Source organism: Mesobacillus harenae (genome assembly GCF_013343715.1).
GTDB classification, from domain to species: Bacteria; Bacillota; Bacilli; order Bacillales; family Cytobacillaceae; genus Mesobacillus_A; species Mesobacillus_A harenae.
In genome coordinates this window covers 26,106-51,474 of record NZ_JABUNR010000009.1, presented here as the reverse complement: position 1 = coordinate 51,474, position 25,369 = coordinate 26,106, and the positions used below count along the sequence as shown (strand labels likewise).

At 36.6% G+C, this 25,369-nt stretch carries 25 protein-coding genes, 1 pseudogene and 1 riboswitch; of the genes and pseudogenes, 19 read left to right on the top strand and 7 right to left on the bottom strand.

Annotated elements, in window-relative coordinates; translation table 11 throughout:
* Nucleotides 1-285 precede the first annotated feature (285 nt).
* On the top strand, nucleotides 286-1,080 hold the full coding sequence (locus HRJ06_RS12115) for a DUF2935 domain-containing protein (protein WP_174733197.1): 795 nt from the start codon (nucleotides 286-288) through the stop codon (nucleotides 1,078-1,080).
* A gap of 618 nt (nucleotides 1,081-1,698) precedes the next feature.
* Here the strand turns inward: HRJ06_RS12115 and HRJ06_RS12110 are convergent.
* Complete coding sequence (locus HRJ06_RS12110; protein ID WP_174733196.1) at nucleotides 1,699-2,244, bottom strand: CBO0543 family protein; 546 nt, start codon at nucleotides 2,242-2,244, stop codon at nucleotides 1,699-1,701.
* Between the two features lie 286 nt (nucleotides 2,245-2,530).
* Here HRJ06_RS12110 and HRJ06_RS12105 point away from each other — a divergent pair, with 286 nt between their 5' ends.
* Entirely contained in the window at nucleotides 2,531-3,256 is a 726-nt protein-coding gene (locus HRJ06_RS12105) for an alpha/beta fold hydrolase (RefSeq protein ID WP_174733195.1), read from the top strand.
* A 243-nt stretch (nucleotides 3,257-3,499) separates the two neighbouring features.
* Here HRJ06_RS12105 and HRJ06_RS12100 read toward each other — a convergent pair whose 3' ends face one another.
* Nucleotides 3,500-4,261 (bottom strand): MBL fold metallo-hydrolase, encoded by a 762-nt coding sequence (locus HRJ06_RS12100; protein WP_174733194.1) that lies wholly within the window; start codon nucleotides 4,259-4,261, stop codon nucleotides 3,500-3,502.
* Between the two features lie 129 nt (nucleotides 4,262-4,390).
* On the opposite strand from HRJ06_RS12100, the gene HRJ06_RS12095 reads away from it, so the two are divergent.
* On the top strand, nucleotides 4,391-4,801 hold the full coding sequence (locus HRJ06_RS12095; RefSeq protein ID WP_174733193.1) for an Lrp/AsnC family transcriptional regulator: 411 nt from the start codon (nucleotides 4,391-4,393) through the stop codon (nucleotides 4,799-4,801).
* A 166-nt stretch (nucleotides 4,802-4,967) separates the two neighbouring features.
* Here HRJ06_RS12095 and HRJ06_RS12090 read toward each other — a convergent pair whose 3' ends face one another.
* A complete protein-coding gene (locus tag HRJ06_RS12090) occupies nucleotides 4,968-5,165 on the bottom strand; it encodes a ChaB family protein (RefSeq protein WP_174733192.1) in 198 nt (65 codons plus the stop codon).
* 350 nt (nucleotides 5,166-5,515) lie between these two features.
* A complete protein-coding gene (locus HRJ06_RS12085; protein WP_174733191.1) occupies nucleotides 5,516-6,262 on the bottom strand; it encodes an NADPH-dependent F420 reductase in 747 nt (248 codons plus the stop codon).
* 222 nt (nucleotides 6,263-6,484) lie between these two features.
* Here HRJ06_RS12085 and HRJ06_RS12080 point away from each other — a divergent pair, with 222 nt between their 5' ends.
* The 4 genes from HRJ06_RS12080 (at nucleotide 6,485) to HRJ06_RS12065 (ending at nucleotide 10,716) form a co-directional block, all read left to right on the top strand.
* Entirely contained in the window at nucleotides 6,485-6,844 is a 360-nt protein-coding gene (locus HRJ06_RS12080) for a winged helix-turn-helix transcriptional regulator (protein ID WP_174733190.1), read from the top strand.
* A gap of 680 nt (nucleotides 6,845-7,524) precedes the next feature.
* The gene (locus HRJ06_RS23265; RefSeq protein WP_242035227.1) at nucleotides 7,525-7,680 is read left to right on the top strand and encodes a helix-turn-helix domain-containing protein; all 156 of its coding nucleotides are present in this window, start codon (nucleotides 7,525-7,527) and stop codon (nucleotides 7,678-7,680) included.
* 196 nt (nucleotides 7,681-7,876) lie between these two features.
* Entirely contained in the window at nucleotides 7,877-9,190 is a 1,314-nt protein-coding gene (locus HRJ06_RS12070; protein ID WP_242035226.1) for an NtaA/DmoA family FMN-dependent monooxygenase, read from the top strand.
* Nucleotides 9,191-9,282: 92 nt separating this feature from the next.
* Nucleotides 9,283-10,716, top strand: a complete 1,434-nt coding sequence (locus HRJ06_RS12065) for a DHA2 family efflux MFS transporter permease subunit (RefSeq protein ID WP_174733188.1) — start codon at nucleotides 9,283-9,285, stop codon at nucleotides 10,714-10,716.
* Nucleotides 10,717-11,098: 382 nt separating this feature from the next.
* Here the strand turns inward: HRJ06_RS12065 and HRJ06_RS12060 are convergent, their stop codons facing one another.
* From HRJ06_RS12060 to HRJ06_RS12050, 3 genes are all read right to left on the bottom strand, one after another.
* Complete coding sequence (locus HRJ06_RS12060; RefSeq protein ID WP_174733187.1) at nucleotides 11,099-11,563, bottom strand: DMT family transporter; 465 nt, start codon at nucleotides 11,561-11,563, stop codon at nucleotides 11,099-11,101.
* 11 nt (nucleotides 11,564-11,574) lie between these two features.
* Nucleotides 11,575-12,003 (bottom strand): DMT family transporter, encoded by a 429-nt coding sequence (locus HRJ06_RS12055; protein WP_174733186.1) that lies wholly within the window; start codon nucleotides 12,001-12,003, stop codon nucleotides 11,575-11,577.
* Nucleotides 12,004-12,091: 88 nt separating this feature from the next.
* Nucleotides 12,092-12,406 carry an ArsR/SmtB family transcription factor gene (locus HRJ06_RS12050; protein WP_174733185.1) on the bottom strand — a complete coding sequence of 105 codons (315 nt, stop codon included), beginning with the start codon at nucleotides 12,404-12,406 and terminating at the stop codon, nucleotides 12,092-12,094.
* A 260-nt stretch (nucleotides 12,407-12,666) separates the two neighbouring features.
* Here HRJ06_RS12050 and HRJ06_RS12045 point away from each other — a divergent pair, with 260 nt between their 5' ends.
* The 12 genes and pseudogenes from HRJ06_RS12045 to HRJ06_RS11990 all read left to right on the top strand — a co-directional run bounded on the left by HRJ06_RS12045 (nucleotide 12,667) and on the right by HRJ06_RS11990 (nucleotide 25,280).
* Nucleotides 12,667-13,092, top strand: coding sequence for a MarR family winged helix-turn-helix transcriptional regulator (locus HRJ06_RS12045; RefSeq protein WP_174733184.1), 426 nt, complete (start codon nucleotides 12,667-12,669; stop codon nucleotides 13,090-13,092).
* A 312-nt stretch (nucleotides 13,093-13,404) separates the two neighbouring features.
* Entirely contained in the window at nucleotides 13,405-13,698 is a 294-nt protein-coding gene (locus HRJ06_RS12040) for an LLM class flavin-dependent oxidoreductase (RefSeq protein ID WP_242035225.1), read from the top strand.
* A 515-nt stretch (nucleotides 13,699-14,213) separates the two neighbouring features.
* Nucleotides 14,214-15,341 (top strand): NtaA/DmoA family FMN-dependent monooxygenase, encoded by a 1,128-nt coding sequence (locus HRJ06_RS12035; protein WP_174733183.1) that lies wholly within the window; start codon nucleotides 14,214-14,216, stop codon nucleotides 15,339-15,341.
* A 66-nt stretch (nucleotides 15,342-15,407) separates the two neighbouring features.
* Nucleotides 15,408-15,629, top strand: coding sequence for a hypothetical protein (locus HRJ06_RS12030; RefSeq protein WP_174733182.1), 222 nt, complete (start codon nucleotides 15,408-15,410; stop codon nucleotides 15,627-15,629).
* 314 nt (nucleotides 15,630-15,943) lie between these two features.
* Nucleotides 15,944-16,954 (top strand): LLM class flavin-dependent oxidoreductase, encoded by a 1,011-nt coding sequence (locus HRJ06_RS12025; protein WP_174733181.1) that lies wholly within the window; start codon nucleotides 15,944-15,946, stop codon nucleotides 16,952-16,954.
* Nucleotides 16,955-18,110: 1,156 nt separating this feature from the next.
* Nucleotides 18,111-19,061 carry a putative phage abortive infection protein gene (locus HRJ06_RS23490; protein WP_174733180.1) on the top strand — a complete coding sequence of 317 codons (951 nt, stop codon included), beginning with the start codon at nucleotides 18,111-18,113 and terminating at the stop codon, nucleotides 19,059-19,061.
* Between the two features lie 447 nt (nucleotides 19,062-19,508).
* A riboswitch (SAM riboswitch) is annotated at nucleotides 19,509-19,611 on the top strand.
* An 86-nt stretch (nucleotides 19,612-19,697) separates the two neighbouring features.
* Nucleotides 19,698-20,450, top strand: coding sequence for a cyclase family protein (locus HRJ06_RS12015; protein ID WP_174733179.1), 753 nt, complete (start codon nucleotides 19,698-19,700; stop codon nucleotides 20,448-20,450).
* A 56-nt stretch (nucleotides 20,451-20,506) separates the two neighbouring features.
* Entirely contained in the window at nucleotides 20,507-21,610 is a 1,104-nt protein-coding gene (locus HRJ06_RS12010; RefSeq protein WP_174733178.1) for a 5-methyltetrahydropteroyltriglutamate--homocysteine S-methyltransferase, read from the top strand.
* Nucleotides 21,611-21,835: 225 nt separating this feature from the next.
* On the top strand, nucleotides 21,836-22,024 hold the full coding sequence (locus HRJ06_RS12005) for a hypothetical protein (RefSeq protein WP_174733177.1): 189 nt from the start codon (nucleotides 21,836-21,838) through the stop codon (nucleotides 22,022-22,024).
* 308 nt (nucleotides 22,025-22,332) lie between these two features.
* A pseudogene (locus HRJ06_RS12000) lies at nucleotides 22,333-22,521 on the top strand (helix-turn-helix domain-containing protein); the annotation flags it as partial.
* 248 nt (nucleotides 22,522-22,769) lie between these two features.
* Nucleotides 22,770-23,006, top strand: a complete 237-nt coding sequence (locus HRJ06_RS11995; protein WP_174733175.1) for a hypothetical protein — start codon at nucleotides 22,770-22,772, stop codon at nucleotides 23,004-23,006.
* A gap of 417 nt (nucleotides 23,007-23,423) precedes the next feature.
* On the top strand, nucleotides 23,424-25,280 hold the full coding sequence (locus tag HRJ06_RS11990; RefSeq protein ID WP_174733174.1) for an NERD domain-containing protein: 1,857 nt from the start codon (nucleotides 23,424-23,426) through the stop codon (nucleotides 25,278-25,280).
* Nucleotides 25,281-25,369 lie beyond the last annotated feature (89 nt).

The following is a 25,369-nucleotide window of genomic DNA, read 5'->3' as shown; positions in this document are numbered from 1 at the left end:
ATGAGAGACTGTTATCACAAGGAGTAATAATTGATGATAAACAGTTGTGACCGAGTCGCTAACTGATGATTTTGGAATAGTACGAAGACAGAATTCTATAAATTAAATACGTGATTATTAATCTTAAATCTACAAGTATATTAAAACTTGCTTTTAAACTAAATAGGGCAAGTTTGAGCAATTATAATGGAATGGAAGTAGTACAAGTTGTGAGGTTGAAGACAAGAATAAGGACAAATACACAGACATATTATGGGGGTGAAGTCTGTATAAGGGGTGAGTATAATGGCGAATCCAATTGTGGTTAGGTCGTTGGATGAAATACAGTTTTGGTCAAGGATCATGAAGGAACATGCTTTATTTTTAAGTCTAGGATTTACTTACGAACAGCACCAATTGATATCAGAAGCTCAACAATTTATTACTCTCTTTGAACGAATTGAGGAAAAGTTGGCAAGGTTTTCTGTAAACACGGATGTACGTCAAATTCAAGCTTTTAATAATGAGGTTTATCAGGCTGCAGTTGCCATTTGGGCTTATAAAAGAAAAGTATTAGGGTTAACTTTACGCTGTGAAATTAGGTCAAATAACTTCCCATTATTGGTTGACCATGTTAGTAGAGAAGCTGCTTATTTTGCAAACAGACTTAAAGAGCTTAACCAAGGAAAACTTGCTCCCCGACCTGATACGATTATCCAAGAGAATTTATTCTTTTTAAAAATTATGGCTGACCATGCCAAATTTATCGGACATCTCTTAGATCCTTCCGAAAGAAAACTAGTAGAACAGGCTAATGAGTTTAGCCATGATTTTGATCAATTGGTATTCCAGGCTATTGATTTAGACTCAATGAGACCACAATCTGAAACGGTACCAATCTTGGACCAATTTTTGGATCAAAATAAAGTTTCGGTCGCTTCATTAAGTGACTTTAAGAAAACCGCTAGAGAGTTAATAGAGGCTTGCCGAATTAAAAGCAATATTCATCCGCTCTTAGCAGATCATACATTTAGAGAAGCGGAAAGGTTCTTAGAAATTATAGACTTATTTGAGGCTCATCTTACAAAACCTAAGCTGTAAAAATACATCTTGTTCAGCTACAAGAAAGAGCAGCTTTTTTTATGAAGTTTTATTGCATTAGCCTCCCAATATACTATTTAAACTATATGGATAAGAAAAGTACTTTAATTATAGGGTGCGTTAATCCAAGAAGGATTAAGGCCCTTTTTGTTAACTTTTATTAAGCGAAAGATGCAGTTTAATAACCACCTTTGTCAATCGGGGCATTCCTCAGAAGGAGAGTGCTTTTTATTTGGCATAAATCTAATAAGAGAAATCTCTCAGTGTTGGTAGATATACCAGAATTAGGTTAATGTAAATATCCAGCAAATCAATTTTTTATTGTTAAATAAAAGTAATACTGAAATAATTGAAATTAACAAAGAATTAGTGAGTCGCTAAATTAACGATGGTGTGACGAGTATAAAAAATTAATAAAAGAAGAAAGATCCATATGCATAGGTTTTGTTAAAGTCTAGAAAATCCTGAAATCGCGAAATGGATCGGTACATAAGCGACCACTTTTCCAAGTAGCCGCCCTATGTTTTACCATGTCATTTAAATTGAACAAAGTGTCCAAAATGAACTAGTACTTAACTGGAAATCTTAGAAACAGTCTCATCAATGGAGAATATTAAATCACCAGTACGAATCAAAATTTCTTCGTTTACTTGCCCAAAATCCAAATAAATAAATCAAAAAATATATAGGGAACGAGTAGTAGATTTCCCAGTCGATTCTTTTGTAAAAATGAAAGTATTCAAAAATAGGGCTGCCTATAAAAGCCGTTACAAAAGCAAAAACAAACCCTTTTATGTAAGGAGATGCTTTAGGTTTATATTCTATCAATGAAATGATGATTACCGGAATTAGCGTCCAATCATAGGGAACGAAAGAAGGAATAAATGGAATCACTTCATAGTAATAACGCCATAAGCCAAGTTGAACTCCTACAAGATCAAAAAATGATGAAATTATAATTAATAAAAATGCTGTATACAAGAATCTGTTCTTACTCTCCTTTTTACTGAGAATAATCCAAATAATCCAGGGGATTACGGTTAAGAAAAGCCCCGTCCACCATTGAAATGAAAATATTACTTCATCTAACCATACTTGGGTTTTAAGGGAATGAGCTTTATCAGCTAGTTCGTACGCTTTATCGAGATCGGTAATTATTTTCATATTTTTAGTCACACCACTTTGGAGTTATTAATGATTAGTATGACCAATGGATAGAAAAAAACCAAGAATGTCTGAATTCAGGGGGAAATGTGCAGCTGAAGAGGTCTGTTAACTAATGATCGAGCTGCCAAACAAGGTTACATCTTCTTACTCGACAAACAGGGCAGGATTGTGGAACAAGGTACATACAAGTAGTGATAAAATAAACTTTGAAGAAATTGATTTAAAGAACACCAAATTTAAACTTGACTACGAATGAGTTAGTAGCAAGAGAGGAACGGACTAAATGACAAAAGAAATGATGGTACAAATAAAGGATTGTAAACTATTTGTAAAATTGGCTGGAGAAAATAATGGTAAACCAACAATCGTTATGGACGCTGGATATGGAGATTATTCAAAGGCTTGGGATTCAGTAATATCTGAAATCTCAAAGATGTCAAATGTTCTAATTTATGATAGAGCAGGACTTGGGAAGAGTGGTTCAAGCTCTAGCCCTAGAACAAGCCGTGAGATGATAAGAGAATTGAACCAACTTATTAATGCTACTCAAATAAAACCCCCATACATATTAGTAGGTCATTCATATGGTGGAGTTAATGCACGGTTGTATGCAACTGAATATCCTAGTGAAGTTTGTGGACTTATCTTGGTTGATTCTACTCCCGAAGATTATAGAGAAAGGTTTCTTCCAACGATGCCAGAAGAATTTCATCAGGCATACAACAAACAATTTGTTTACGAAGGTAATTTTGATGAATTTATGGAAAGTTTAAAACAGGTAAAAGAATCAAGAAGAAATTTAAATATACCTTTATTAGTCATTGCAGCAGGAAAAAAAGACCATTATTCAAAAGAATCACAAGAGTTATGGAATGAAATGCAGAGAGAGCTTCTCCAGATATCCTCAAATAGTGAATTCATTATTGCTGAAAATAGCGCTCATTATATCCAAAATGATGAACCAGAAGTAATAGTTAATGCGATAAAGAGGTTAATAGACAGTGTTTAAGATTAAATTGTGAAAGCTTTTACTTAAACTAACTGTACAACATTCCTATAATGGAAAATGGAGTTCCTCGAGCTAGAATGAGAGAGTCCTGAGCAGGCCAGTGAAAAGGAAAAACCAACTATAATAACGATATTTACGTCTGAAATACTTCAAATCAAATACTGAGAAAATCAGAGAAATTACGTGTTTAGTTGAAAACTAATTAAAAACAGACAGAAATCCTGTTTCTGTCTGTTTGAATTCTTAATATGAGTATGATTCTCCGTCTTCTGGTACTAAAACATTGGAGGAGATTCCTTTTTCATTAATAAAACTCTTCAATTCTTCCCTAGATAATGTCCAATGATTTAAAACTTCCATGTGTACCGCAATAATTTTTGCAGTAGGGGCTGCCTTATAGACTTCATAAACATCGTCTTTACCCATTACGAGAGAACCGCCTTCTAGGAATTGATTGTCCCCTGCATTGACAACAATTATTTCAGGTTGGTGTGTTTCGATTACTTCTTGAACAGAATCATACCAAACTGTATCCCCAGCAACATATAATGTTTTTTCTGTTTCGTTTTTGAAGATAACGCCGCACACCAGTCCAGCAAGCTTGAGGATTTTGCCTCTTCCATGCTCGCCCTTAGTCTTGATTAATTGGATGCCTTCAAAGACTGTATTTTCTTGTAAAACCTCTACATTTTTGAAACCAGCATTTCGAATTTCTGCTGCATCATCTTCGTTTTGGGAAAATATTTTTATTTCTTTTGGCAGTGCTTCTTTAGCAGCGTCATCCCAGTGGTCAGCATGCAGGTGAGTAACGATGACTGCATCAATATTTTGAATGATATTGTCAATGGATGTTGGCAAGCTTACCAAAGGATTGTTTTGATCTTGTCTTGGTGCATTTGGGAAAGGCGGGTAAGTCCCTTTTTCCGCTAACATTGGATCAATTAAAAACCTTTTCCCTGCGTATTCTACAACCATAGTTGCATTTCGAATTTGATGTATATTCATATTCATTAACTCCTTTTTGTTGAGATTTCCTTTGAACAATGTATATTCTATACTATACCTATTAACCGATACATAGATTAAATAAAGTCTTTTGTCCTTTTTACTTTATTAATGAAAGGAGTTAAAGAAATGTTAGATCGAACGGATATTCTTATCTTAGATGAACTATCGAAGAACAGCCGGCTCACGATGAAAGAATTAGGTGAAAAAGTCCATTTGACTGGGCCAGCTGTTTCAGCTAGAGTGCTGAAATTAGAGGATAGTGGAGTTATCGAGGGATATACCATTAAAATTAACCAGGTCAAATTGGGATTTTATATACATGCTTTTCTAACGATCATTACACAAGGCACTAACCACCAGCCATATTTATCGTTCATAAAAACGAAGGAACAATTTCTTGTGCGTAACTATAAAATCAGTGGAGATGGCTGTTATCTTCTTGAATGTAAATTCCCATCTAATGAAATAATGAATCAATATTTGGAAGAGTTAAACGAGCATGCTAACTATAAGTTAACGATAGTTATTAATAAATAGTCATCAATAGACAAACGGCTGCAAATGTTTTATAGCCAATTTATTGAAAAGCTTGAAGTATAGTAAACTCCAAGCTTTTTCATGTTCCTTCTAAGTTTCGATTCTCCTAATACAATTTAGTTACGATCCCAATTGTTCTGCAATAACTTTATAGTAATAACTAGGTCTATTTCTTAACCCAGTCGCCGTCATCATCTTTTTTATAGTCATTTTTCACAGCACTCCATGCCACTTTATAGGCAGTTTCTTCTTCATCATATTCCTCGGAAGCAGAATTGAAAGCCTCTTTAAAAATCTCTTGGGCATGGTGAGGCAGATTATCTTTTACTGAATCAGGCAGATCACTTAGAGAATCATAAGGCATATGAACTCCTCCTTTTAAATAAATAGGTTATACCTTACCTTTCCCAAAAAGGAATGCTTGAAAACAATAGAAATGCAATGCGAGGGTAATTGGTGACCGATTACAGCCTTTGAAATGGACCACCTCTGTAGGACCAAAGAATGACAGACCGTTTACCACTGCAATCCTTCTAGTGAAAATGATATAACTATATTTTGAGAATTAAATTGATTGATTTTCAATAAGAGCATTCTTCTGCAAACGGTCTAGATTCCCTTTTTATTACGTAGTAGATGCTTTTTGAAAGAAAATATTTTTAACAAATCGGGGTGTTATACAAAAAGGTACGCTTTATGAGCGCACCATTGTTTTTACGAATTGTATATTTCTCTGTTAATATTCACAATATCCTTATGTGATAATTCCCCTTCCTTTTTTTCTGCAACGAGCTCTGTAAACCGTTCCATCACCTTGTCTCGTAGTAATGGTGCTTTATCTTTATTTGCCTTTTTCAACGCTTCCTTAAGATCATTTTTTGTTAGCTCTGTGCAGTAAGCAGGAGTTCCTGGCTGTTGTCTCCAAGAGTCACTTAAAGAACCACCATCTACTGGGTCGAAGCCTAGATCGGATACTATGTCCATGACTACTTGTTTTTGTGATTGGTTATTACCAGCAACTGCCATAGCGAATCGTCCACTAGAATCCCCGGATTTTTCTTCATGTTCTAAAGTGTAGGCTAATAAGTTGTTGAAAGCTTTTATGATAGGTCTGCCTAATTGATTTGAAACCCAAACACTTTCAACCATCCCGTTCTCTATTTCTTCAATTTTACCGTCTCTAAAAAGATAATAATTTGAAGTATCTACAATAATTACTTCCTTCCCGACTTGATCGATAATGTTCCGAATGCTTGGCAGTGCCTTTATAGGGAGAGATATGATAAGAACTTCAATATTTTTAATTGCATCCTCTACAAGTACAACTGTTCCAGCAAGCTCTTTTCCTTCTAAACGTTCAATTCCTCGTGCATCTGCAATTTTGACATCATGTCCATTCTTAACTAATTTTTTCGAAATAATTGACCCAATTGGTCCAGCACCTATAATTCCAAATCTCATGATTGTTCCTCCTAAAGTATTTGTTTATAAAAGAATTATTGAGCTTAAAGTTACACAATCATATGTTTATCAAACGGTAAACACATATTAGATAATAAAAACGTATTGAGTATTTCTGTTACATATACTAGAATAAAATCATTTCTCATCTTTTTGAAGTAGGCAATAAAAAATGACGTAGTACATTTTTTTGTACTTAACAGTAGAAGGCAGGTGAAGACGGTGTCTAGGATATGTAAGGATGGATTTGATAAAGAGTGTATAAAGGAGCAAAGAGAATTTTACGGCATTGCTTATACCCAAAATATCCTCTCCGGACGTTGGAAATATGTAATTCTATGGTATTTAAAGAGCAAAGAGCGTCGCTATAGTGAAATTAAAGCCTTTCTATGGGATATTTCACAAGGGTCTCTTACAAAGCAACTTCGAGAACTGGAAACAGATGGTTTAATTAATCGCAAAGTTTTTCCAGAGGTTCCTCCTCGTGTTGAGTATTCACTAACCACAAAAGGGGAAGAATTAATCCCTATTATTGATTTGATGGAAGAGTTCGGGAAGAAGTTTGGGGAGCAGGCAGACTAACCAAAGCTCCCACATTCATTGGTTACAAGTTACCACTAATTCAAAACTAAATGGTTTAAGGTCGAGGCTGTCATTGTGGCAGCTTTTTTGTAATAACCAAGCTATTAGGTACAAAAAAATGTACTATGGCAACTTTTATTGCCCTCTTTTAAAAATGGAGAATTCGTTTTATTCTAGTGTCTGTAACAAAATTACTCCATACAACAAGTTGATAGGCAAAACGTGTTATATACAGATTCCGGACATATCAGTGTTTAACAGATGATTGGATGCATGGATCCATCCTTTTGTCGTCCGTTCTAGATAAATTCAGCCGGATAAAATGAGAGTAGGTCTCTTAAGTTAGATGGACAACTAAATAATGTGATATAGTTAGCTTGCTAAGTATATTTCAGTAGTGGAGGCACATCTATGAACGATAAGGTTAGATGCGATATTCGTGAGTCACTAGATAAAGTATCATCCAAAATGCGCAGAGACTATAGCGGAAATTTAAGAGAACTTAATCTTCATGTAGGGCAGGATAGATTACTAGCTCGTTTGTGGTTAGGTGATGGAATAACACAAATGCAACCATGTGAACATTTAAAGTGCGAACCCCTACGGTAACAAATATGGTTAAATCACTGGAGCTAAATGGATTCATATATCGGAAACGTGATATACAAGATGCAAGGATAATGCGAATTTATCTAACGGACAAAGGCAAAAAATTAGAGGAACCAGTTGATTTCATATGGAAACAGCAGCAAGCAAAATTACTTCATTCAATCTCACCGGAAGAACTCTTAATCTTAAGAGAACTAAAGAAGCGCATGGAGAGAAACTTGTTTTAAGTTTTCTCTATGTTGATAGTTAGCATACTAAATATAAATAGTTGCTATATCGTAAAAAGGTTATAAAATCCACTAAATTAGTTGCAAGCTAAATACTTTCTGGCTTTCAAATATACTGTAATATACTACGGCTCATTTGTTATTTGGGAGCTCTTTTAAAATAAAGGAGAAGAGATACATGGAGAAAAGAAAAGAGATGCAACTAGCATTACAAATGGTTTCTGGATATGGAGCTGAATTCAGCGCTTGGAGAATGCCTGGTACAGATCCAGCAGCCTATACAAGTATGGATAGGTATGTGGAGGGGGCTAAATTGGCTGAACAAGGAAAATTTCAAATGATCTTTATCGCGGATACTCCTGCATTAACGGTTGATTTGGGTCCTCATACTCCTAGTTTTCCTATGGATCCTATGTTAGCACTAATGGCTATAGCTAGAGAAACGAAACATATTGGTCTTGTTGCTACACTATCAACGACATTTAATTATCCATACAACATAGCACGTCAATTCAAAGCACTCGATGTTATAAGTAATGGACGTGTAGGATGGAATGCTGTCACCACATCCGAGCCATTAGCGGCAGCAAATTTTGGTAATCAGGTTGCCAATCGCAAAGAAAGATATGACATGGCTCATGAATCCATACAAGTTGTTCAAGCATTGTGGGGGAGCTGGGAATCAGACGCCTGGACGTTAGATGTAGAAGGTGGAAAATTTGCCGACATGGACAAAATTCAGCCTATCAATCTTAAAGGGCGGTATTATGCATCTCGTGGTCCTTTGCCAATCCCCCCTTCTGAGCAAGGTCAGCCAGTTATTTTTCAAGCAGGCGGAGGAAATGAAGGATTGGAATTGGCGGGTATGTACGCATCTGGTGTCTATGCAAATCCTTATGATATAGAATCTGCTCGTGAACATAGGCAAGCGCTTCGACAAAGTGCAGCTCGTTTTGGGCGGGATCCTGATGACATCAAGATGTATGCAGGTTTTATGTTTTCCATAGGTTCAACTGAAGAAGAAGGTTTAGAACGACGAAGACAGCTTATGAGTTTTAATCCTGAAGAGATTCCAAGTAGGGTAAGGTACCTTGGTTCAATGGTTGGATTACCACTATCGGTGAATTCGTTAGATATTGATCAACCTTTAGCAACTGACATGTTGAAAAATGCATACGCCAACCCTATGGATCCACGTTCCCACAGAGCCTTAGAACTGCTGCAAAAAGGTCTATCCATTCGAGATGTTCTTTCGCATGGGGTCATTAACTATCATCCAGTAGTTGCAGGCACCCCCGTACAAGTTGCCGCTTTCTTGGAAGAATGGTTTTTGGCTGGTGCATGTGATGGCTTCTCGGTTGTTCCGGATATAGCCTATGATGGAGTCGCTGATTTTGTGGAAAAGGTTGTCCCGATTTTACAGGAGCGCGGTTTGTTTCACAAGGATTATGAAGGAAAAACATTGCGCGAGAACATGGGAGTTCCTTATCAATACGGAAGGTTGATATAAAGAGAATTAAAACTTGAGTATCTACGCCACAATGGTTTGTGAAAATTATTCTATTAATTATTAATTTAGTTTATTTACAAGGAGATAAAAAAATGAAGAATAAATTTAATACGCGTGCCATTATGGCATCGTTGCTTATCTGCGGTTTCGTTGGTATGTTCAGCGAAACTGCCCTTAATATAGCAATGACTAATTTAATGGAAGTATTCCAAATTACGCCCGCAACTGCCCAGTGGTTAACAACTGGATTCTTGTTGACTCTAGGCATTTTAATGCCAATAAGTGGGTTGTTGTTACAGATGTTTACTACAAGACAGCTCTTCACAGGTTCGCTCATCAGCTTGATCGTCGGGACATTGATCGCAGCGATGGCTATCAATTTTGGAATGTTAATGTTCGCCCGAGTTTTACAGGCAGTAGGTATGAGCTTGTTGCTCCCACTCTTGTTCAATACAATTCTCGTCATATATCCGCTTGAAAAGCGGGGGGCGGCAATGGGGTTTGTCGGACTTGTTATCATGTTTGCGCCAGCAACCGGTCCGACCATAGGCGGTCTATTAATTGAGTATTTTTCATGGCATTATATCTTCTGGTTCTCGCTTCCGTTCCTGATTATAGGGATGTTGATAGGACTGAAGTATTTGGAAAATGTCACCGATGTCACGAAGCCTCGGATAGATCTGCTGTCTGTCGCATTGTCAACAATTGGCTTTGGAGGAGTTGTCTTTGGTTTCAGTAAAGCAGGCGAAGGATCTGAAGGATGGGGCAGTGTAGTTGTGCTTACTTCAATCATTGTTGGGCTTGTCGCGCTGGTGCTGTTCGTACTGCGTCAAATCTTAATGAATGATCCGATGATGAACCTGAGCGTTTTCAAGTATCCGATGTATGTCGTTGGGCTGCTTCTGGTACTGTCATGTATGATGATTATTATGTCGAGTATGATTATTCTGCCGATGTTTCTACAGACAGGTGCAGGGTTGTCTGTGTTTACTGCGGGACTCATGCTTTTGCCGGGTAGCGCTTTGAACGGTATCCTCTCCCCGCGAATGGGGCATTTGTTCGATAAATATGGACCAAAATGGCTAGTTATTCCCGGATTCGTGATTGTTTCAGTCATGTTATGGTTCTTCACTACACTTTCTCCTGCTTCTTCAGTGGCATTTATCGTGGCATTGCATATCGGTCTCATGGTTGGGGTAGGCATGGTATGGATGCCAGCTCAAACGAACGGGCTAAATCAATTGCCGCCGGAGTTATACCCGCACGGCACGGCAGTCTTAAACACACTGCAGCAGGTGGCAGGCGCAATTGGAATTGCTGTAGCAGTCAGCATCCTTACGGGTGGTATGGAGAAATACTTGCACGGCTCCTCAGATCCGACTAGGCTGAACGAAATAGCAAAAGCGATGACAGCAGGATCACAAAACGTGTTTTGGTTCACGATGATCATAGCATTAATTGGCTTGATTTTAGCATTTTTCATTCGCCGCGTAGTCAATCACGAGGAGAGATATTCGGCTCATTGATGTTTTCATAAATAACACCAGGGTTACTGAGAAAAATAATATATAAGTTGACCCTGTGTATTTAATTACTAAATCTTAGTGACATTGATGTTGTCACTAAGATTTTTCTAATAATAGTATTTTTAATGGAAAGCAGCGCTATTACACAGTACAAAGGTACTGGTAACTTATTAATAACTTTTTAACGGTCACTTCAAGGTGATCGTTTTTCCTATTTGACACATACTGCGTAGCAAAGGTATTCATTTTTTAGCCGACCGACTCTGTGTGATAATCCACTTAAATTAACGAACATTTAAGTTCAATTGGGTCATTTTAGCTAATAAAAAAACGCTGTAATCATCTTTTTAACGATTGCAGCGTTTCAAATTATTTAGTTATATTAGGCAGTGGTTTCTTCGCTGGCACGTTTATTTCCTCTGTAGATAAAATAAAGAGCAATGATCATAAATAGTAATGCAAAATAACGTTTCATATCTAAAGGAATGACTAAACTATTGAACCAGCCGAAATTGTCAATAACAATACCGATTACAAGCTGACCTATGATAACGGTAATATTGGTTGCAATAACCCCAATTTTAGGAACAGCAGCGATAATAAATAGTAAAAACAATACTCCTAAAAATACGGCGCTTAACTGCCATTTAGGTACTTCTAAAATAGCAAACACATTTCCATTACCAAAAAAGAGAATAAAAATAGCTAGAAACATTGTTCCAGTTAGAAAAGTTAAAAGTGTCGTTTCGATTGTTCCTGCTTTACGACTGAACGTACCATTTATAGCTGACTGTGCGCTTAATGTGATTCCACCTAAAAAGGTGAATAGAATCATTAATATTCCCATTCTTAGACCTCCTAGTATACTAAAACTAGTGCTATAACCATTGAGATAATGGCTAATATTTTTTCTTTATTGATTCTAGATTTCTTGCTTCCAAGCCAACCATAATGTTCAACTATCATACTCATTGCTAATTGGCCAATAATTACTGCAACCATAGTGATTCCGACACCGACAAATGGAACACTAATTACGATAGATGTTAAATAAACAACCCCCAAGACACCACCAAGTAGTGTCCATTTAGGTGCTTCAACTGCATAAGACAGTTTACCTTTCCCAAAGAAAAGCCATAATAATCCGAGGATGATTGAACCAACAAAGAAGTTATAAAAACTTGTTTCTAGCTTTCCTATCGTTTTCCCTAATTCACCGTAAATAGCTCCTTCAAAACTAAGCGCTGCCCCTGCTAATAGCGCTAATATATATGAGATGTAACGCATGGAATAAATTCCTCCTCCTGAGATCTTTATTTTTAGATATCTAGAATAATCGATATAACGTGTTATAAAAAAACAGAAATCAACCAACTCAGATTTCTGTTTTAAGATATTCAGCAAACTGACGAATGGCTTCTTCGTTTCTTCGGTAGTACGTCCATTGACCGTAACGAACAGATTCAAGAAGACCGGCTTTCTGCATCATATTTAAGTAGTGAGATACGGTAGATTGAGAAGCTTCGGCTTTTTCTTGAATGTCCCCTACACATACTCCCCCTTTATAACTTACCTCCTTTGGCAGGTGAGCGCCTTGTTTAGGAAAATGCTTCTCAGGATCCTTCAGCCACAGTAAAATGTTAAGTCTAGTTTTGTTTGATAACGCCTTAAAAACATCGATTGGTTCCATAGTCCATATTATATATCGAATTTTTTCGATAAGTCAATTAGCAGAAATAAGGTGCATTACCCAGGTAGTCTGGTCATTTCAGTGTGAAACAGCTGATGGGATCAAGGGTTACCTCTTATTGTTGGATCAATACTTTAGAATCTGGATTTAAATAATCTAGCCCGATAAATGTGAGGAGGTCTGTTTAATAAATTGACAACTAAATTTTAACCGTGATATAGTTAGCTTGCTAAATACCTTTTAGTGGTGGAGGAATATCTATGAATGATAACGTTGATTGCGATATTCGTCAGTCGTTAGATAAAATTTCATTCCAAATGCGTAGAGATTATAGTGAAAGTCTTAGAGCACTTAATCTTTATGTAGGTCAAGATAATTTGCTCTCTCGTCTTTGGTTAGGTGATGGGGTAACACAAATGCAGCTATGTGAACACTTAAAATGTGAACCGCCTACGGTCACAAATATGGTTAAATCATTGGAGCAAAACGGATTTATTTACCGTCAACGTGATAAACAAGATGCAAGGGTTATGCGCATTTATCTAACGGATAAAGGAAAAGAATTAGAGAAACCAGTTGAGTCCATATGGAAACAACAGCGAGAAAAACTACTTCATTCAATCTTACCGGAAGAACGTTTATTTTTAAGGGATCTTATGAAGCGTATGGAGAGAAACTTACTCTAAGTTTTCTCTGTGTCGATGTTTAGTATGCTAAATAATTATTTAGCAACCTAAATATATTAAATAGTACAATGCGCTTGTTATACGCGGCAAGTTAGGAAATCAAAAGAAGAACTGTCCAGATGATTAACCTTTAGCAAATTAGTTAGTAAGCTAAATATCAATTACTTTGCCTTATTTGCTTAGAGGGATTTATCTTAGTTTCTTTTAGTACTAGTAGAAATAAAGGAGAAGAGATACATGAAAAAAAGAAAAGAAATGCAACTAGCACTACAAATGGTTTCTGGATACGGAGCTGAATTCAGCGCTTGAAGAATGCCTGGGACCGACCCAGCAGCCTACACAAATACGGATAGTTATGTGGATGGGGCTAAATTAGCTGAAAAAGGAAAATTTCAAATGATCTTCATCGCCGATACCCCTGGATTATACAATGACTTAGGCCCTCAGACTCCTATGTTCCCTATGGATCCTATGTTAGCTCTAATGGCTGTTGCCAGAGAAACGAAACATATTGGGCTTGTTGCTACCCTCTCAACGACATTTAATTATCCATATAATTTAGCACGTCAGTTCGAAGCACTAGATGTTATAAGTCATGGTGCGTGAATATTCCGAAAGTCGTTCTGTTAAAGCGCCTTTCACAGTGAAGAAAGTAAAGGGATGGAAAGATCATATTGAGGATCATCTTGAAAGAAGCAAGTTGCCCTTCATGTTCGAGTATTTAAACAAACAAGGATTTGCAAAAGGTTAGCTATTCCAATGCTTCGTTTCTAATTTCAAGCCATCTATTTATATGAACAAGCCAAAAAGCATGTTAGCAATTGGAGTTATTACTGCAGAAACAGAGGAAGAGGCAAACTATTTGGCAGGTCCAGTGGAGTTAATGTGGGCAAGAATGGAAACAGGTTAACGGGATCTTTCAATTCTAACAACGGAAGAAGCAAATACGTATGTTTATACACCACAGGAAGAGGAAGCGCGTATTCATCTACTAGGGCTACTTTTGCCAATCTCTTTAACTTTTCAGCAACATTGGCTACACTTCCAATAACTACTAGCAGAAGCGTTTGATCTTAAATCTAACTAGCTAACAAGAATAGAATGAAAAGAAGGTGTTATTAATGACAGAGAAAAAACAACTTAAAATTGGTGGAATTATAGATGGATTAGGCTGGAATTACATGGGTTGGCGTCACCCAGATATGCCAGTTAATGCCAGTGAGAGCATTGATTACTATGTACAAAAAGCGAAAAGATTAGAAGATGGAAAGTTTGACATGATCTTTTTAGCTGACGTCAGCCATATTGGACCTGGGATGATCCCTCATTATCTTAGTATGTTTGAAGGTGTAAGTATTCTATCTGCCTTAAGCATGGTGACACATTCCATTGGGCTTACTGCCACAATAGCAACTTCCTATGCGGATCCATTCACGGTTGCCCGTCAAATGGCTTCTCTTGATAAAATTAGCAACGGCAGAGCAGGTTGGAATGCCGTCACATCCAATCCAGGAGGACTAGCGAATTATAGCCGCACTCATCTTTCTAAAGCAGATTTGTATCCAATGAAAGAAGAATTTCTAGAAATTGTCGAAGGTCTTTGGGACTCCTATGAGGATGATGCATTTATACGAGATAAAAAAAGCGGAGTGTTCTTGGATCCACAAAAAATGCATGCTCTAAATTATAGAGGAAACTATTTTTCAGTGGATGGTCCGTTAAATATTAGCCGTTCCAGACAAGGAAGACCGGTTATTTTTCAAGCCGGCACTTCTCCGGATTTCATGAATATTGCTTCGAAGCATGCCGAGGGTTCATTGGTTAATGGGGACGATTTTGAGTATGCGAAAGCATTCAGTCAGGAACTAAAGAGAAGGGTGAAATTAGAAGGTCGTTCACCTAATGACTTTTTAATCATGCCTACCCAAAATCCTATTGTCGGACGGACAGAAAAAGAAGCAGAGGAAAAATTTCAAGAGCTGCAGTCACTAATGCCTATCTATCGAATACCAAAACCGAAATTTTTTGGTTCGGCAGAAAAAGTAGCAGATCAAATTCAACACTGGTACGAGGCAGGGGCGATGGATCTATTACTTATAAGACAGGAGCTTCCTTCAGGATTTGATGACTTTATTGATTTAGTCGTCCCTATCCTACAAGAAAAAGGAATTTTCCGTAAAGAATATGAATCAAACACGTTACGCGGGAATTTAGGATTACCATATCCAGAAAATAGATATTCTATCTGATTAGGAAGAGCCTGGAACTGAAGTGAATAGATTACACTTTGATTAAACAGAAGAGAGGTGTGACCAATGAAAATGGAGGACTTTATCCTCACTTGTATAAAAGAACACCCTGGAATAAGCGCAAAGAAGATTGTTTCATGTTTGGATTCAAAAACAAACAATTTATCAGGAACGGAAGAAACGAGTTCGCAAGCTTTTATTTTTAAACAATTACGCACCCTGAAGAAAAAAGGGAATCTTCATAACAGTGGTGATCGCTGGTACTTTATGAATCGCAATATAGGGTAATTGGCATTTGATCGTTTTTCATTCATTTGAATTAAGTAACTATTTAGCATACTAAATGTATTTATTTACTTAGTAACCTAAGTATTGAATGTTTCTATATAAACTATCTGTGATAAATCGAATGATCTATTCCAAAAAATAGTGTACGAATGCATGCCTTCTAAGTCATCTCAATTTAAATCATTGATTCTTCCTGTTATGATAAAAAAAATTATTATGTAATAACCTTTTGTATGAGGTCGCATAACTATACTAGTCAAACACATCCAAGCTTCATCCAACTAGTAAATTAAGAAGAAAGAAGTGGTTATTCCATGCCAATAAATAGACCGACAAAATCCATCAAAGATATATGCTTTTCCGTCCTTGACCTTGCATCCATTGTGCAAGGGGGGACGCCTAGCCAATCCTTCCAACATTCGATAGAGTTAGCACAGTTAACGGAAAAACTAGGCTATAAACGGTACTGGTTAGCGGAGCATCATAATATGCCTGGCATAGCAAGCTCTGCAACATCTGTCGTCATCGGCCATGTAGCGGCGCATACTTCTACTATTCGTGTAGGATCTGGTGGAATCATGCTTCCAAACCATTCCCCACTGGTGATCGCGGAGCAATTCGGTACCCTCGAAGCGATGTTTCCAGGCCGAATTGATTTAGGATTAGGGCGTGCACCGGGAACGGACCAACGAACAGCCCATGCCCTTCGTGGGGCAAACTACACCAATGGCGATGATTTCCCAGAACAATTAGAGCAACTGCAAGCCTATTTTCAAGGTTCTGGACCAGTACGAGCCATCCCTGGTGAAAGAGCAAATATCCCTATTTGGTTGTTAGGTTCTAGTGGGTTTAGTGCAAGATTATCGGCACAACTCGGGATGCCGTTTGCTTTCGCCAGTCATTTTTCACTTGAAAACACACTACCAGCCCTGAAATTGTATTACGAGAACTTCCAACCGTCTGAGGATTATAAGGAGCCTTACGTAATGGTAGCAGTAAACGTTATCGTGGCAGAAACAGATGAGGAAGCAGAATTGCTCGCCACTTCCATCAAACAAAGCTTCCTCAACATGATGAGGAATACGCCAACACAGTTGCAACCACCAGTAAAGAATTTGGATGAGCTCATGAGCCCATATGAAAAGGCCGTTTTAGAAAAACAATTAGGTTCCACGATCATCGGAAGTCCTATCAACGTAAAGAGAAAGCTGGAATCCTTCTTAGATGAGACAAAGGCAGATGAGATCATGGTGAGCACAATGGTCTATGACCACAAGGCCCGACTCTACTCCCACCAACTACTGGCTGAAATAATTGGGTTATAGGTGGGGAATAGTTTTAGGTTGCGAAATCTAAACACATTTGCGACCTGGACTGCTCAACAAACTGGAACTATTGTTGAAGACATCTTCTCCGTTTATTAGTAAATGCGCATAATTTACAGAAACATTTGCTACACAGTACAATTTAGATTTCACCTAACTAAGAGACGTTCATATTAGACTTTATACTGCGTAACACCGATTGTTAATATTGTGGAAAAAAGTAACAACAAATACTTATCTTCTGGTATGATTTTAGTATAAAGAATTATGATATGTGAACGTTTTCACTTTATGAAGTAGGTTAAATATAGGCAGGAGATAAAAATGAAACGAGGAACCACAGTTTTGAAATCCCAAATAGATACGGAAGTTTTCTTTGGAAGGTATTTAAGCCATTTTAATTAGTTTTCTAGAAACAGCACACCAGTCATGTTGAGTGTGTGGTGTTGTTGGAGCGAGTTTGATAATCATGAAACTGAGCGGAAAAGCGAAATTGTATAAGCAATAACAGATGTTAAATATTACCATGCCATTTTAGAAGAACAGATCTGTTTAGCTAAATACACAAAGCTGCCTCTATCCCGAGTTACAACCCTAGGGACTGCCTTTGAGCCTTTGACAGCGGCGTTTCAAAATATCATAAATGGTGGTGGAGCTACAAGCGGATTATATCAAGTAACAATTCCAAAAGGTGGACACCTAGCAGAATTTAAAATGAATCTGGATACTTAGGAAGTGTTTTGAAGGAAAACGGTGCAGTAGGTGGTGGACAGGCCGTGTTTGAATCCTCTTGTCTGCAATCCAGGAATGCTGTTTATGGTTGCAACTCTAGCGACCATTGATAAAAACTGTTAAAGGGATTGAAAAGCGCTAGCAGAGATGTAGGCGATAATTTAGCAAAGGAACGAGACTTCAAATTATTATTGGGCGAGCTCTTAATTATAAACAGAAAAGAAAGTTTCAAAGAGAACAGAGCAGACTATGAAACAATTTATTGAAAAGCAGAGCGATTACATCCGACCTTTCGTTGAAAACAATACAGTTAACAAACAAACTATATAATTCAGCCAATAGAACTCATTTTTGATAAAGAGAACATATACATTGGACCGACAGAAGTGCAATAACAATTGCTTTATGTTTGATATGACAAGAGGTGTTTAATATAGAGTCTTTCATAGATTTATTTAAAAATCGATATTTTATTACTTTACTTTTATTTACAATAGCCACACCACTTTTGGGTAGTTGGTTTATCAGTTCAGAAACTTTTGTATGGTTTGAAATAACCACTTCAAACGATTGGATTAGTTTTTCTGGTAGTTATCTAGGAGGGATTATAGGAGGATTATTTACTTTACTAGGTGTTCTATTAACTCTAAAGAGACAAAATGAACAATACATAAAGACACAAGAAAACCAATTAGAACAAGATAAAAAGGTAAGTACCTACCAATTTGAAAATACTTTATTTAGACTTATTGATTTACAAAACGAAAGCATAAATCATCTAAAGCTAGAGAACCATGTTGGTGAATGGGTTGTTGGTAAACAAGCTTTTGATTGGCTGACTTCTGAGGTAGAACAGATTAAAGATGAGATATTAATTGAAGATTTTAAAGAATATGGTATAAAAATTGACGAACAAATTGGTTATCATTTAATTAAAAAAGCTTATGGTGAGATATATAGTAAATACGGATACTCACTCGATCATTATATTCGAAACATAATTTTTATATTGAAATCTATAAAAACAGTTGAAAGCCATCATTTGAAAGAAAATTACTTGTCTATACTCAAAGCCCAATTGACACAATCAGAACTACAAACGATTTTCTATATTTCTATTTCTATTGATGAAATGGAAGAGCTTCACTCTTTATTAAAATCAACATCGTTTTTTAGTGTATTATCAAAGTCATTAATCCATGAAGACTACCACCTTGAAATTTTTAACAATTTAGATAAATTTAAAAACAATCCGCTTGATGAAATTTCATTATTTCTAGATTATGACTTTCCCGAAGATGATAGCGAGGTAGAGGAATTCCTTAGAGGAATTGAAGAATTTCCTGATGGCGAAAATCAAAAAAAATATACTTAAAAACCTTTTTATTTTTGTATTGTAAAATACAGATCAGTACCTGATATTACTTAAAAACGAAATATCTTAGAAGAAAATCATACATAGTGAATAAATGTACTTAAATTATATGGTAGCTTATTTTTAATTGGAGCTATGAAAAAGAACAATGTGTGTACTGCTGCGTAGTACAAAGATACTATTCCACAATCAAGCGCCACTAAGACCCTAAGCCAAATTCCTCCTAAGGAGGATTAGGCTTTTTAGATGGTACATCCTTGTGGCCGTAATCAGGTGACCAGCCTATTGATTGAGTTGGCCCTAAGGTATGTTTTGGGGATCAGAGGGAACGACTTTTTAAATCCCTCGAAATATAGAAAGCTCGTTTATGAAAGAATTCCAATTACATGTTGACAGAGTAATCTCCAAAAGAGTATAGTATGTTCATAACTTAATATTACCAATTATTTCTTATCCAGAGAGGTGGAGGGACTGGCCCTTTGAAACCTCGGCAGCGGACTTTTTATAAGTACTGTGCCAATTCCAGTAGCATAATGCTACAAGATAAGAGGAGCGATTTTTAATTTGTTTATTATGCCCTCTTCTTATTTTGGAAGAGGGTTTTTGTGTTTTTACATTTATTAAGGGGTGATTTTATTGTCAACGGTAAAAGCAAATAATGAGTTATTGAAGGCTATTGAAGTGTTGCAAAGCAAAACATGGGTGGATCTTACACATACTTTCGGTCCAGACTCGCCACATTTTTCGGCCTTTGAGGATGCTGAGTTTAAAACACTATTCACACATGATGATGGCTTTTTCGCACAGCGGTTTAATTTTCCCGGACAATATGGAACCCATATTGATGCACCGATTCATTTTGTTCGCGACAGGCGTTATCTGGAGGAACTGGACTTAAAGGAGCTCGTTCTGCCTCTTGAAGTGATTGATAAATCGAAGGAAGCGGAAGAAGATAATGACTTTGTCTTATCCGTTGACGATATCCTAACGTTTGAAGCAACGTATGGAAAAATAGAGGCGGGTTCATTTGTGGCTTTGCGTACGGACTGGAGTAATCGCTGGCCTGACAAGGAAGCATTCGAAAATAAAGATGAAGAGGGAAATAGCCACAGTCCTGGCTGGGGAATAGATGCCTTAAAGTTCTTATTTGAAGAAAGAAAGATTAAGGCCGTTGGACACGAGACATTTGATACGGATGCAGCGATCGATGTACGCAAAAACGGTTCACTAATTGGAGAATATTTTGTCCTTGACCAGGATACCTACCAAGTTGAACTTTTAACGAACCTTGATAAGCTGCCAGCTAAAGGGGCTGTCATTTTCAATATTAGCCCTAAGCCTGAAAAAGCAACTGGATTTCCTGTACGTTCGTTCGCTATTCTGCCATAAACATAGCTAGTTTAGCTGCAGCTTTTAAACTATTAAAATTTAAGGGAGAGATTACAATGACAAAGACATTAATTAAAGCACCATTCAGAGCAGACCATGTGGGAAGTTTATTACGGCCAGAGCGAATTCATAACGCTCGAAAAGAATATCAGGAAGGCAGCATTACGGCAATTGAGCTACATAAAATTGAAACTGAAGAGATCAAAAAAATCGTCGACAAGCAAATTGAAGTTGGCCTACAAGCTGTGACAGATGGAGAATTCCGTCGCAGATTCTGGCATACAGACTTTTTAGAGCATTTGAATGGGGTAGAGGGTTATATTCCGGAGCATGGGTTTAAATTCAATGGCGAGGAAACCGAAAGATACGATATACGTGTTATTGGAAAAATCGCCTTTAACCAGGACCATCCACATATAAAAGACTTTATCGAATTCAAAGAAATTGTTGGGGACCGGGCTGTTGCAAAGCAAACGATCCCTAGTCCAAACCAGTTGTTTAATGCAGGAATCCGCAACCAAGACATCTACCCGGACATTGAAGAATATACAAAGGATATTATTCAAGCATACCGCGATGCCATCAAAGCCTTTTATGATGCAGGCTGCCGTTACTTACAGCTAGATGATGTATACATCGCTGGCCTAAATGCACCGCAAATTCCTTTTAATGATAGCGGCTATTCCCGTGAAGAATTAATAGACTTAGCTTTACGTGTAATCAACGGCGTATTAGAGGATAAACCAGAAGATTTAACTGTAACCACTCATCTTTGCCGCGGTAACTACCGATCTACCTGGGCATTTGAAGGCAGCTACGCCAAAATTGCTCCAACCTTATTTGCAAAAGAAAAAGTAAACGCGTTTTTCCTAGAATACGATGATGACCGTTCCGGAGACTTCGAACCACTGGATTACATTCCAAATGGCGGTCCAAGAGTGGTGCTGGGTGTATTCACCTCAAAACATGGCCAATTAGAAGAGAAGGAAAACATCAAAGCTCGTGTAGAAGAAGCAACAAAATATGTACCATTAGAGCAATTATGCATCAGCCCGCAATGCGGCTTTGCTTCCACCCACCATGGAAACATCCTAACCGAAGAAGAGCAATGGGCGAAACTAAAATATATTGTCGATATCTCTAAAGAGATTTGGGGATAAAGGTTTGAAGCGGACACCACGAAATGGGTGTTCGCTTTTTTATGTTGGGACGGTCGGTGTGGCGGGATTGTTACTAATCGATTTAGATTAAAGTTAAACAACTTGGCCCCATTCCAATAAGAGATTCTTATTGGAAGTGTTATGGGTATGCTCATTTGCACCTTTTAATTTATTTCTATAAATGATAAGTTGTAAAAAAGATTATGGGAGTTGCCAGGCGGGATCATGAAGAGATATATGCTAAAGAATAACTTTAGAGGGTTAAAAAAAGGTACACAATTCTTTTTGATAGTCGAATCTGAATTTATAGGAGTCAAAGAGTTTGTCCTGGGAACAACAGATTTATCAACCAGAATATCAATCAATGAAGCTGAACTATATAAAAACTTTATTCAATTGAATAGAATCGAATGAAGAGAAGCAATGTGAGTGTGCTGTATTGTTTTGATAGAGACAAGGGACCGGTTACTATGCTGAATAAATACCAATTCTACAGTATAGCAGGCTATTTTAGCCAGGGCTCAATATTTAGATAAAAACTAGTGCGGCAGTCAAACAACTGCCGCAATTTTAATGTATTTTAAAGTGTTTCGCTATGTCAACAAATGGGCATCCTGCTGCGTGTTCCTTTTAATCCAAAAGGTTTCTAATGGTATTAAAAAGGAGTCTTTACCTTTGGAAAAGAAGAAGACCATTACTATGGGAAAACATTAGAAAAGCTACGCAGAAGTCAGTTGCTCAGCCAGGAAGATCTAGCTGAATACAGCAAACTAGACCGAAAAACCATCAGCAATTTAGAAAGAGATACTTCCACCCCTTCTTTAGATACGATCTTCAACCTGGCCGTTGCCTTGGGGAAAAAGCCATCAGAAATGATAAAGGAAATAGAAGAAATACAAGAAAATGCATAATATTTAATAAAGGCTCAAAAGAAGTCGAGGAGTTAATGGAATTACATAAGAAGATTAGATTAAATCAAAAAAACGTCTAATCCTTATTGGAGGATTCTATGTATTCAACAGAATATATAAATTGTATCCAAGAAATAAAAAGAAACAGACCGAACGGATTTATTTGGTGGATGGTACGGTAATATGCGGCTAGGTATAATTGTAGCCAAGTGTATCTAATCTATCCAAAGTTCAAAGGCCATCATACAATGGAAAATCCATTTGCCGAATATCAGATACCAGTGATGGGAGATTTGGAAGTCAAAATTACAGTCGTTCAAATGTATATCCATGAAGAAGGACTTGGAGCAGACGAGCTCGGGAAAATAGTAAGAGAGAGAGGGTGGGGCTTGGGGACAGGAATGATTTCCCTGAATCTCTTGATAGGACTGGACAGGTTTGTCCCTGAATCTCTTCCTCTTAAGCTAAGCGAAACTAGTGATTAATATGATATTGCCTCAGGTTCAAAGTGACAGGCACTTCAAAAGTACATTTGTCCACAGGTGGTGCCTGTCACTTTTATTAAGTAAAAACGAGTTTAATTAAGAAACGATAGAACACTCACAAATGTTGATTTACCAATGTTTGTGGGTGTTTTTTGTTTTGTGGGGAGAAGGATGAAAAAGGTGGGTTTTGAAATCATTTTACACATTTTTTACACAAAGAATTTTCATAAATAATCTTATTTTTCTTTGTTATAGTATGAAGATATATAAATGTATTTTGAAATTTTCATTTATTTAAATGAGTTAATATAATTTAAATGGTAAACTGGAAATAAGTAGGTAATTTATACTAATGAGATATAAGTGAAATGAATGAACTACTATTGAATTGTTGAAGTGAAGTTTGGAGGTATTATATTGATTATTGGGAATCGCAAAGGTGTAGAAGTAATTGAAAACCCAAACACACGAGAACCTTTAGAAGAAGGAGAAAAGTATTTTAAAGAAATAATCTGTTCTTCAAATATTTTTGACGGTTGGACACTTTACGAACAACCTATTATTAATTCAATGCACCCTGATTTTATTCTATTACATCCTGAAAAAGGAGTAATAATAGTTGAGGTAAAAGACTGGCATTTACAATCACCTGCATATAGTAATGATGGAAAGGTACTTGGAACTAATGGGAAATATATAAACAAAAACCCAATATCCCAAGTGCGCGCATATAAGGATATGATTCTTAAGTATGAATTAGATGAGTTCTTAAATGCTAATGAAAAATATCCTGATATTTCAGCAGCAATGGTATCTACTGTAATTTACTTTCATATAGCTTCAAGAGAAAGGGCTATAGAGTTTTGTGGCAATCCAAACCATAAGTATTGCTTGGTTTGGACAAGAAATGAATTAGATTATTTATGTGAAACTCCTTATCCAAGAAAAGATGATTATATTTATCCAAAATTTTTATTCTATGAAAGATCTTTATTCGCTAAAGATAATGAACAAACGCTACAAAAGCTAGTAAAGAACCTAGAAAACGTTCTGAGACCCAGTGATTATGCAATAGAAAGAAAACTACCAATAACTCTGTCTACTGAGCAAAAGCGGTTGGTTGAATTAAAAAGTGGAAGTATCAGAAGATGGAGTGGGGTTGCTGGCTCAGGAAAGACATTGATACTAGCTACCAAAGCAACGGAAGCAATAAAGAAAGGACAACGAGTACTCATTTTAACATTTAATATCACACTAAGACACTATATTAGAGATTTATGTAGTCAGCAGCATGGTCATGAAAATAGAAGGTTATTAAAAGCAAATATAACCATAGCACATTTTCATGGTTTTCTAAAAATCTTATTAGCTGAACTAAAGCTCTCAGCTCCAAAAGATGATGTTGAAAATTATACTATTAATGTAATGAATGCGATTAGTGATGAAATAAATGTTAATTTTCCAGGCCATTTAAAGTATGATTCTATATTTATTGATGAAGGACAAGATTTTAATGGTGATTGGATCCGTTTTTTAAAACAGTTCTATACAAATAATGGTGAGTTACTTGTTTTCTATGATCAAGCACAAGATTTATATAAACAGAGTTTATGGATAACGGACCCTATTCAGATAGAAGGAATCGGTTTTAAAGGACAACCTGGCAATTTAAAAATATCCCATCGGCTTCCACAGAGTATTGTTTCACAAATTGATATACTTAGAAATCTACTTGACATGGAAAATCAAGAAAAAATCTTAACGATGAATTCTCAACAAGATTTATTTACTCGAATAAATTGGCAAAATATATCTGCTGACAAGAACAGAGCTCAGGTAGTAGAGAAAAACATAAGAACGATATTATCAGAGGGTATCAGTACGATAGAAGATATAACTGTTATTACAATGAAAGAGGATACGGGAATTGAGCTGGTAAATTATTTTGAAAGCTTACATGTAAAGACTTCTCATGTATATGATTTATCTGGGCAAAAAGATTATAACGAGAGAAGGAATGAAAAATGGAGATTTCAACCTGGTAAGGGACGTTTGAAGGTTTGTAGTTATCATAGCTATAAAGGTTGGGAAAGTTCACATATTTTTTTACTTTTAGAGGGCATTGGAGATGATTTAAAAAGGAAAGAAGAACTACAAAATGCTTTGTTCATAGCGATTACACGAGTGAATGCTTTTTCTGATTCAAGAAGTTTCCTATGTATTAATAATTGTCCGGACTTTAATTGGTTAGCTCCTCATTTTAATGGTGAATAGTAAAAAATTATGCAATATCTTCTGATACCCGAAGAAACATCTATAACATATCACCTGAATTATTGTATCTTTCAGGAACATTCTATTTG

What these genes read in the sequence shown, in the direction of transcription:
- HRJ06_RS12115 (WP_174733197.1), top strand. Translation starts at nt 286, where the DNA reads ATGGCGAATCCAATTGTGGTTAGGTCGTTGGATGAAATACAGTTTTGG.
- HRJ06_RS12110 (WP_174733196.1), bottom strand. Translation starts at nt 2,244, where the DNA reads ATGAAAATAATTACCGATCTCGATAAAGCGTACGAACTAGCTGATAAA.
- HRJ06_RS12105 (WP_174733195.1), top strand. Translation starts at nt 2,531, where the DNA reads ATGACAAAAGAAATGATGGTACAAATAAAGGATTGTAAACTATTTGTA.
- HRJ06_RS12100 (WP_174733194.1), bottom strand. Translation starts at nt 4,261, where the DNA reads ATGAATATACATCAAATTCGAAATGCAACTATGGTTGTAGAATACGCA.
- HRJ06_RS12095 (WP_174733193.1), top strand. Translation starts at nt 4,391, where the DNA reads ATGTTAGATCGAACGGATATTCTTATCTTAGATGAACTATCGAAGAAC.
- HRJ06_RS12090 (WP_174733192.1), bottom strand. Translation starts at nt 5,165, where the DNA reads ATGCCTTATGATTCTCTAAGTGATCTGCCTGATTCAGTAAAAGATAAT.
- HRJ06_RS12085 (WP_174733191.1), bottom strand. Translation starts at nt 6,262, where the DNA reads ATGAGATTTGGAATTATAGGTGCTGGACCAATTGGGTCAATTATTTCG.
- HRJ06_RS23265 (WP_242035227.1), top strand. Translation starts at nt 7,525, where the DNA reads ATGCGAATTTATCTAACGGACAAAGGCAAAAAATTAGAGGAACCAGTT.
- HRJ06_RS12070 (WP_242035226.1), top strand. Translation starts at nt 7,877, where the DNA reads ATGCAACTAGCATTACAAATGGTTTCTGGATATGGAGCTGAATTCAGC.
- HRJ06_RS12065 (WP_174733188.1), top strand. Translation starts at nt 9,283, where the DNA reads ATGAAGAATAAATTTAATACGCGTGCCATTATGGCATCGTTGCTTATC.
- HRJ06_RS12060 (WP_174733187.1), bottom strand. Translation starts at nt 11,563, where the DNA reads ATGGGAATATTAATGATTCTATTCACCTTTTTAGGTGGAATCACATTA.
- HRJ06_RS12055 (WP_174733186.1), bottom strand. Translation starts at nt 12,003, where the DNA reads ATGCGTTACATCTCATATATATTAGCGCTATTAGCAGGGGCAGCGCTT.
- HRJ06_RS12050 (WP_174733185.1), bottom strand. Translation starts at nt 12,406, where the DNA reads ATGGAACCAATCGATGTTTTTAAGGCGTTATCAAACAAAACTAGACTT.
- HRJ06_RS12045 (WP_174733184.1), top strand. Translation starts at nt 12,667, where the DNA reads ATGAATGATAACGTTGATTGCGATATTCGTCAGTCGTTAGATAAAATT.
- HRJ06_RS12040 (WP_242035225.1), top strand. Translation starts at nt 13,405, where the DNA reads ATGCCTGGGACCGACCCAGCAGCCTACACAAATACGGATAGTTATGTG.
- HRJ06_RS12035 (WP_174733183.1), top strand. Translation starts at nt 14,214, where the DNA reads ATGACAGAGAAAAAACAACTTAAAATTGGTGGAATTATAGATGGATTA.
- HRJ06_RS12030 (WP_174733182.1), top strand. Translation starts at nt 15,408, where the DNA reads ATGAAAATGGAGGACTTTATCCTCACTTGTATAAAAGAACACCCTGGA.
- HRJ06_RS12025 (WP_174733181.1), top strand. Translation starts at nt 15,944, where the DNA reads ATGCCAATAAATAGACCGACAAAATCCATCAAAGATATATGCTTTTCC.
- HRJ06_RS12010 (WP_174733178.1), top strand. Translation starts at nt 20,507, where the DNA reads ATGACAAAGACATTAATTAAAGCACCATTCAGAGCAGACCATGTGGGA.
- HRJ06_RS12005 (WP_174733177.1), top strand. Translation starts at nt 21,836, where the DNA reads ATGAAGAGATATATGCTAAAGAATAACTTTAGAGGGTTAAAAAAAGGT.
- HRJ06_RS11995 (WP_174733175.1), top strand. Translation starts at nt 22,770, where the DNA reads ATGGAAAATCCATTTGCCGAATATCAGATACCAGTGATGGGAGATTTG.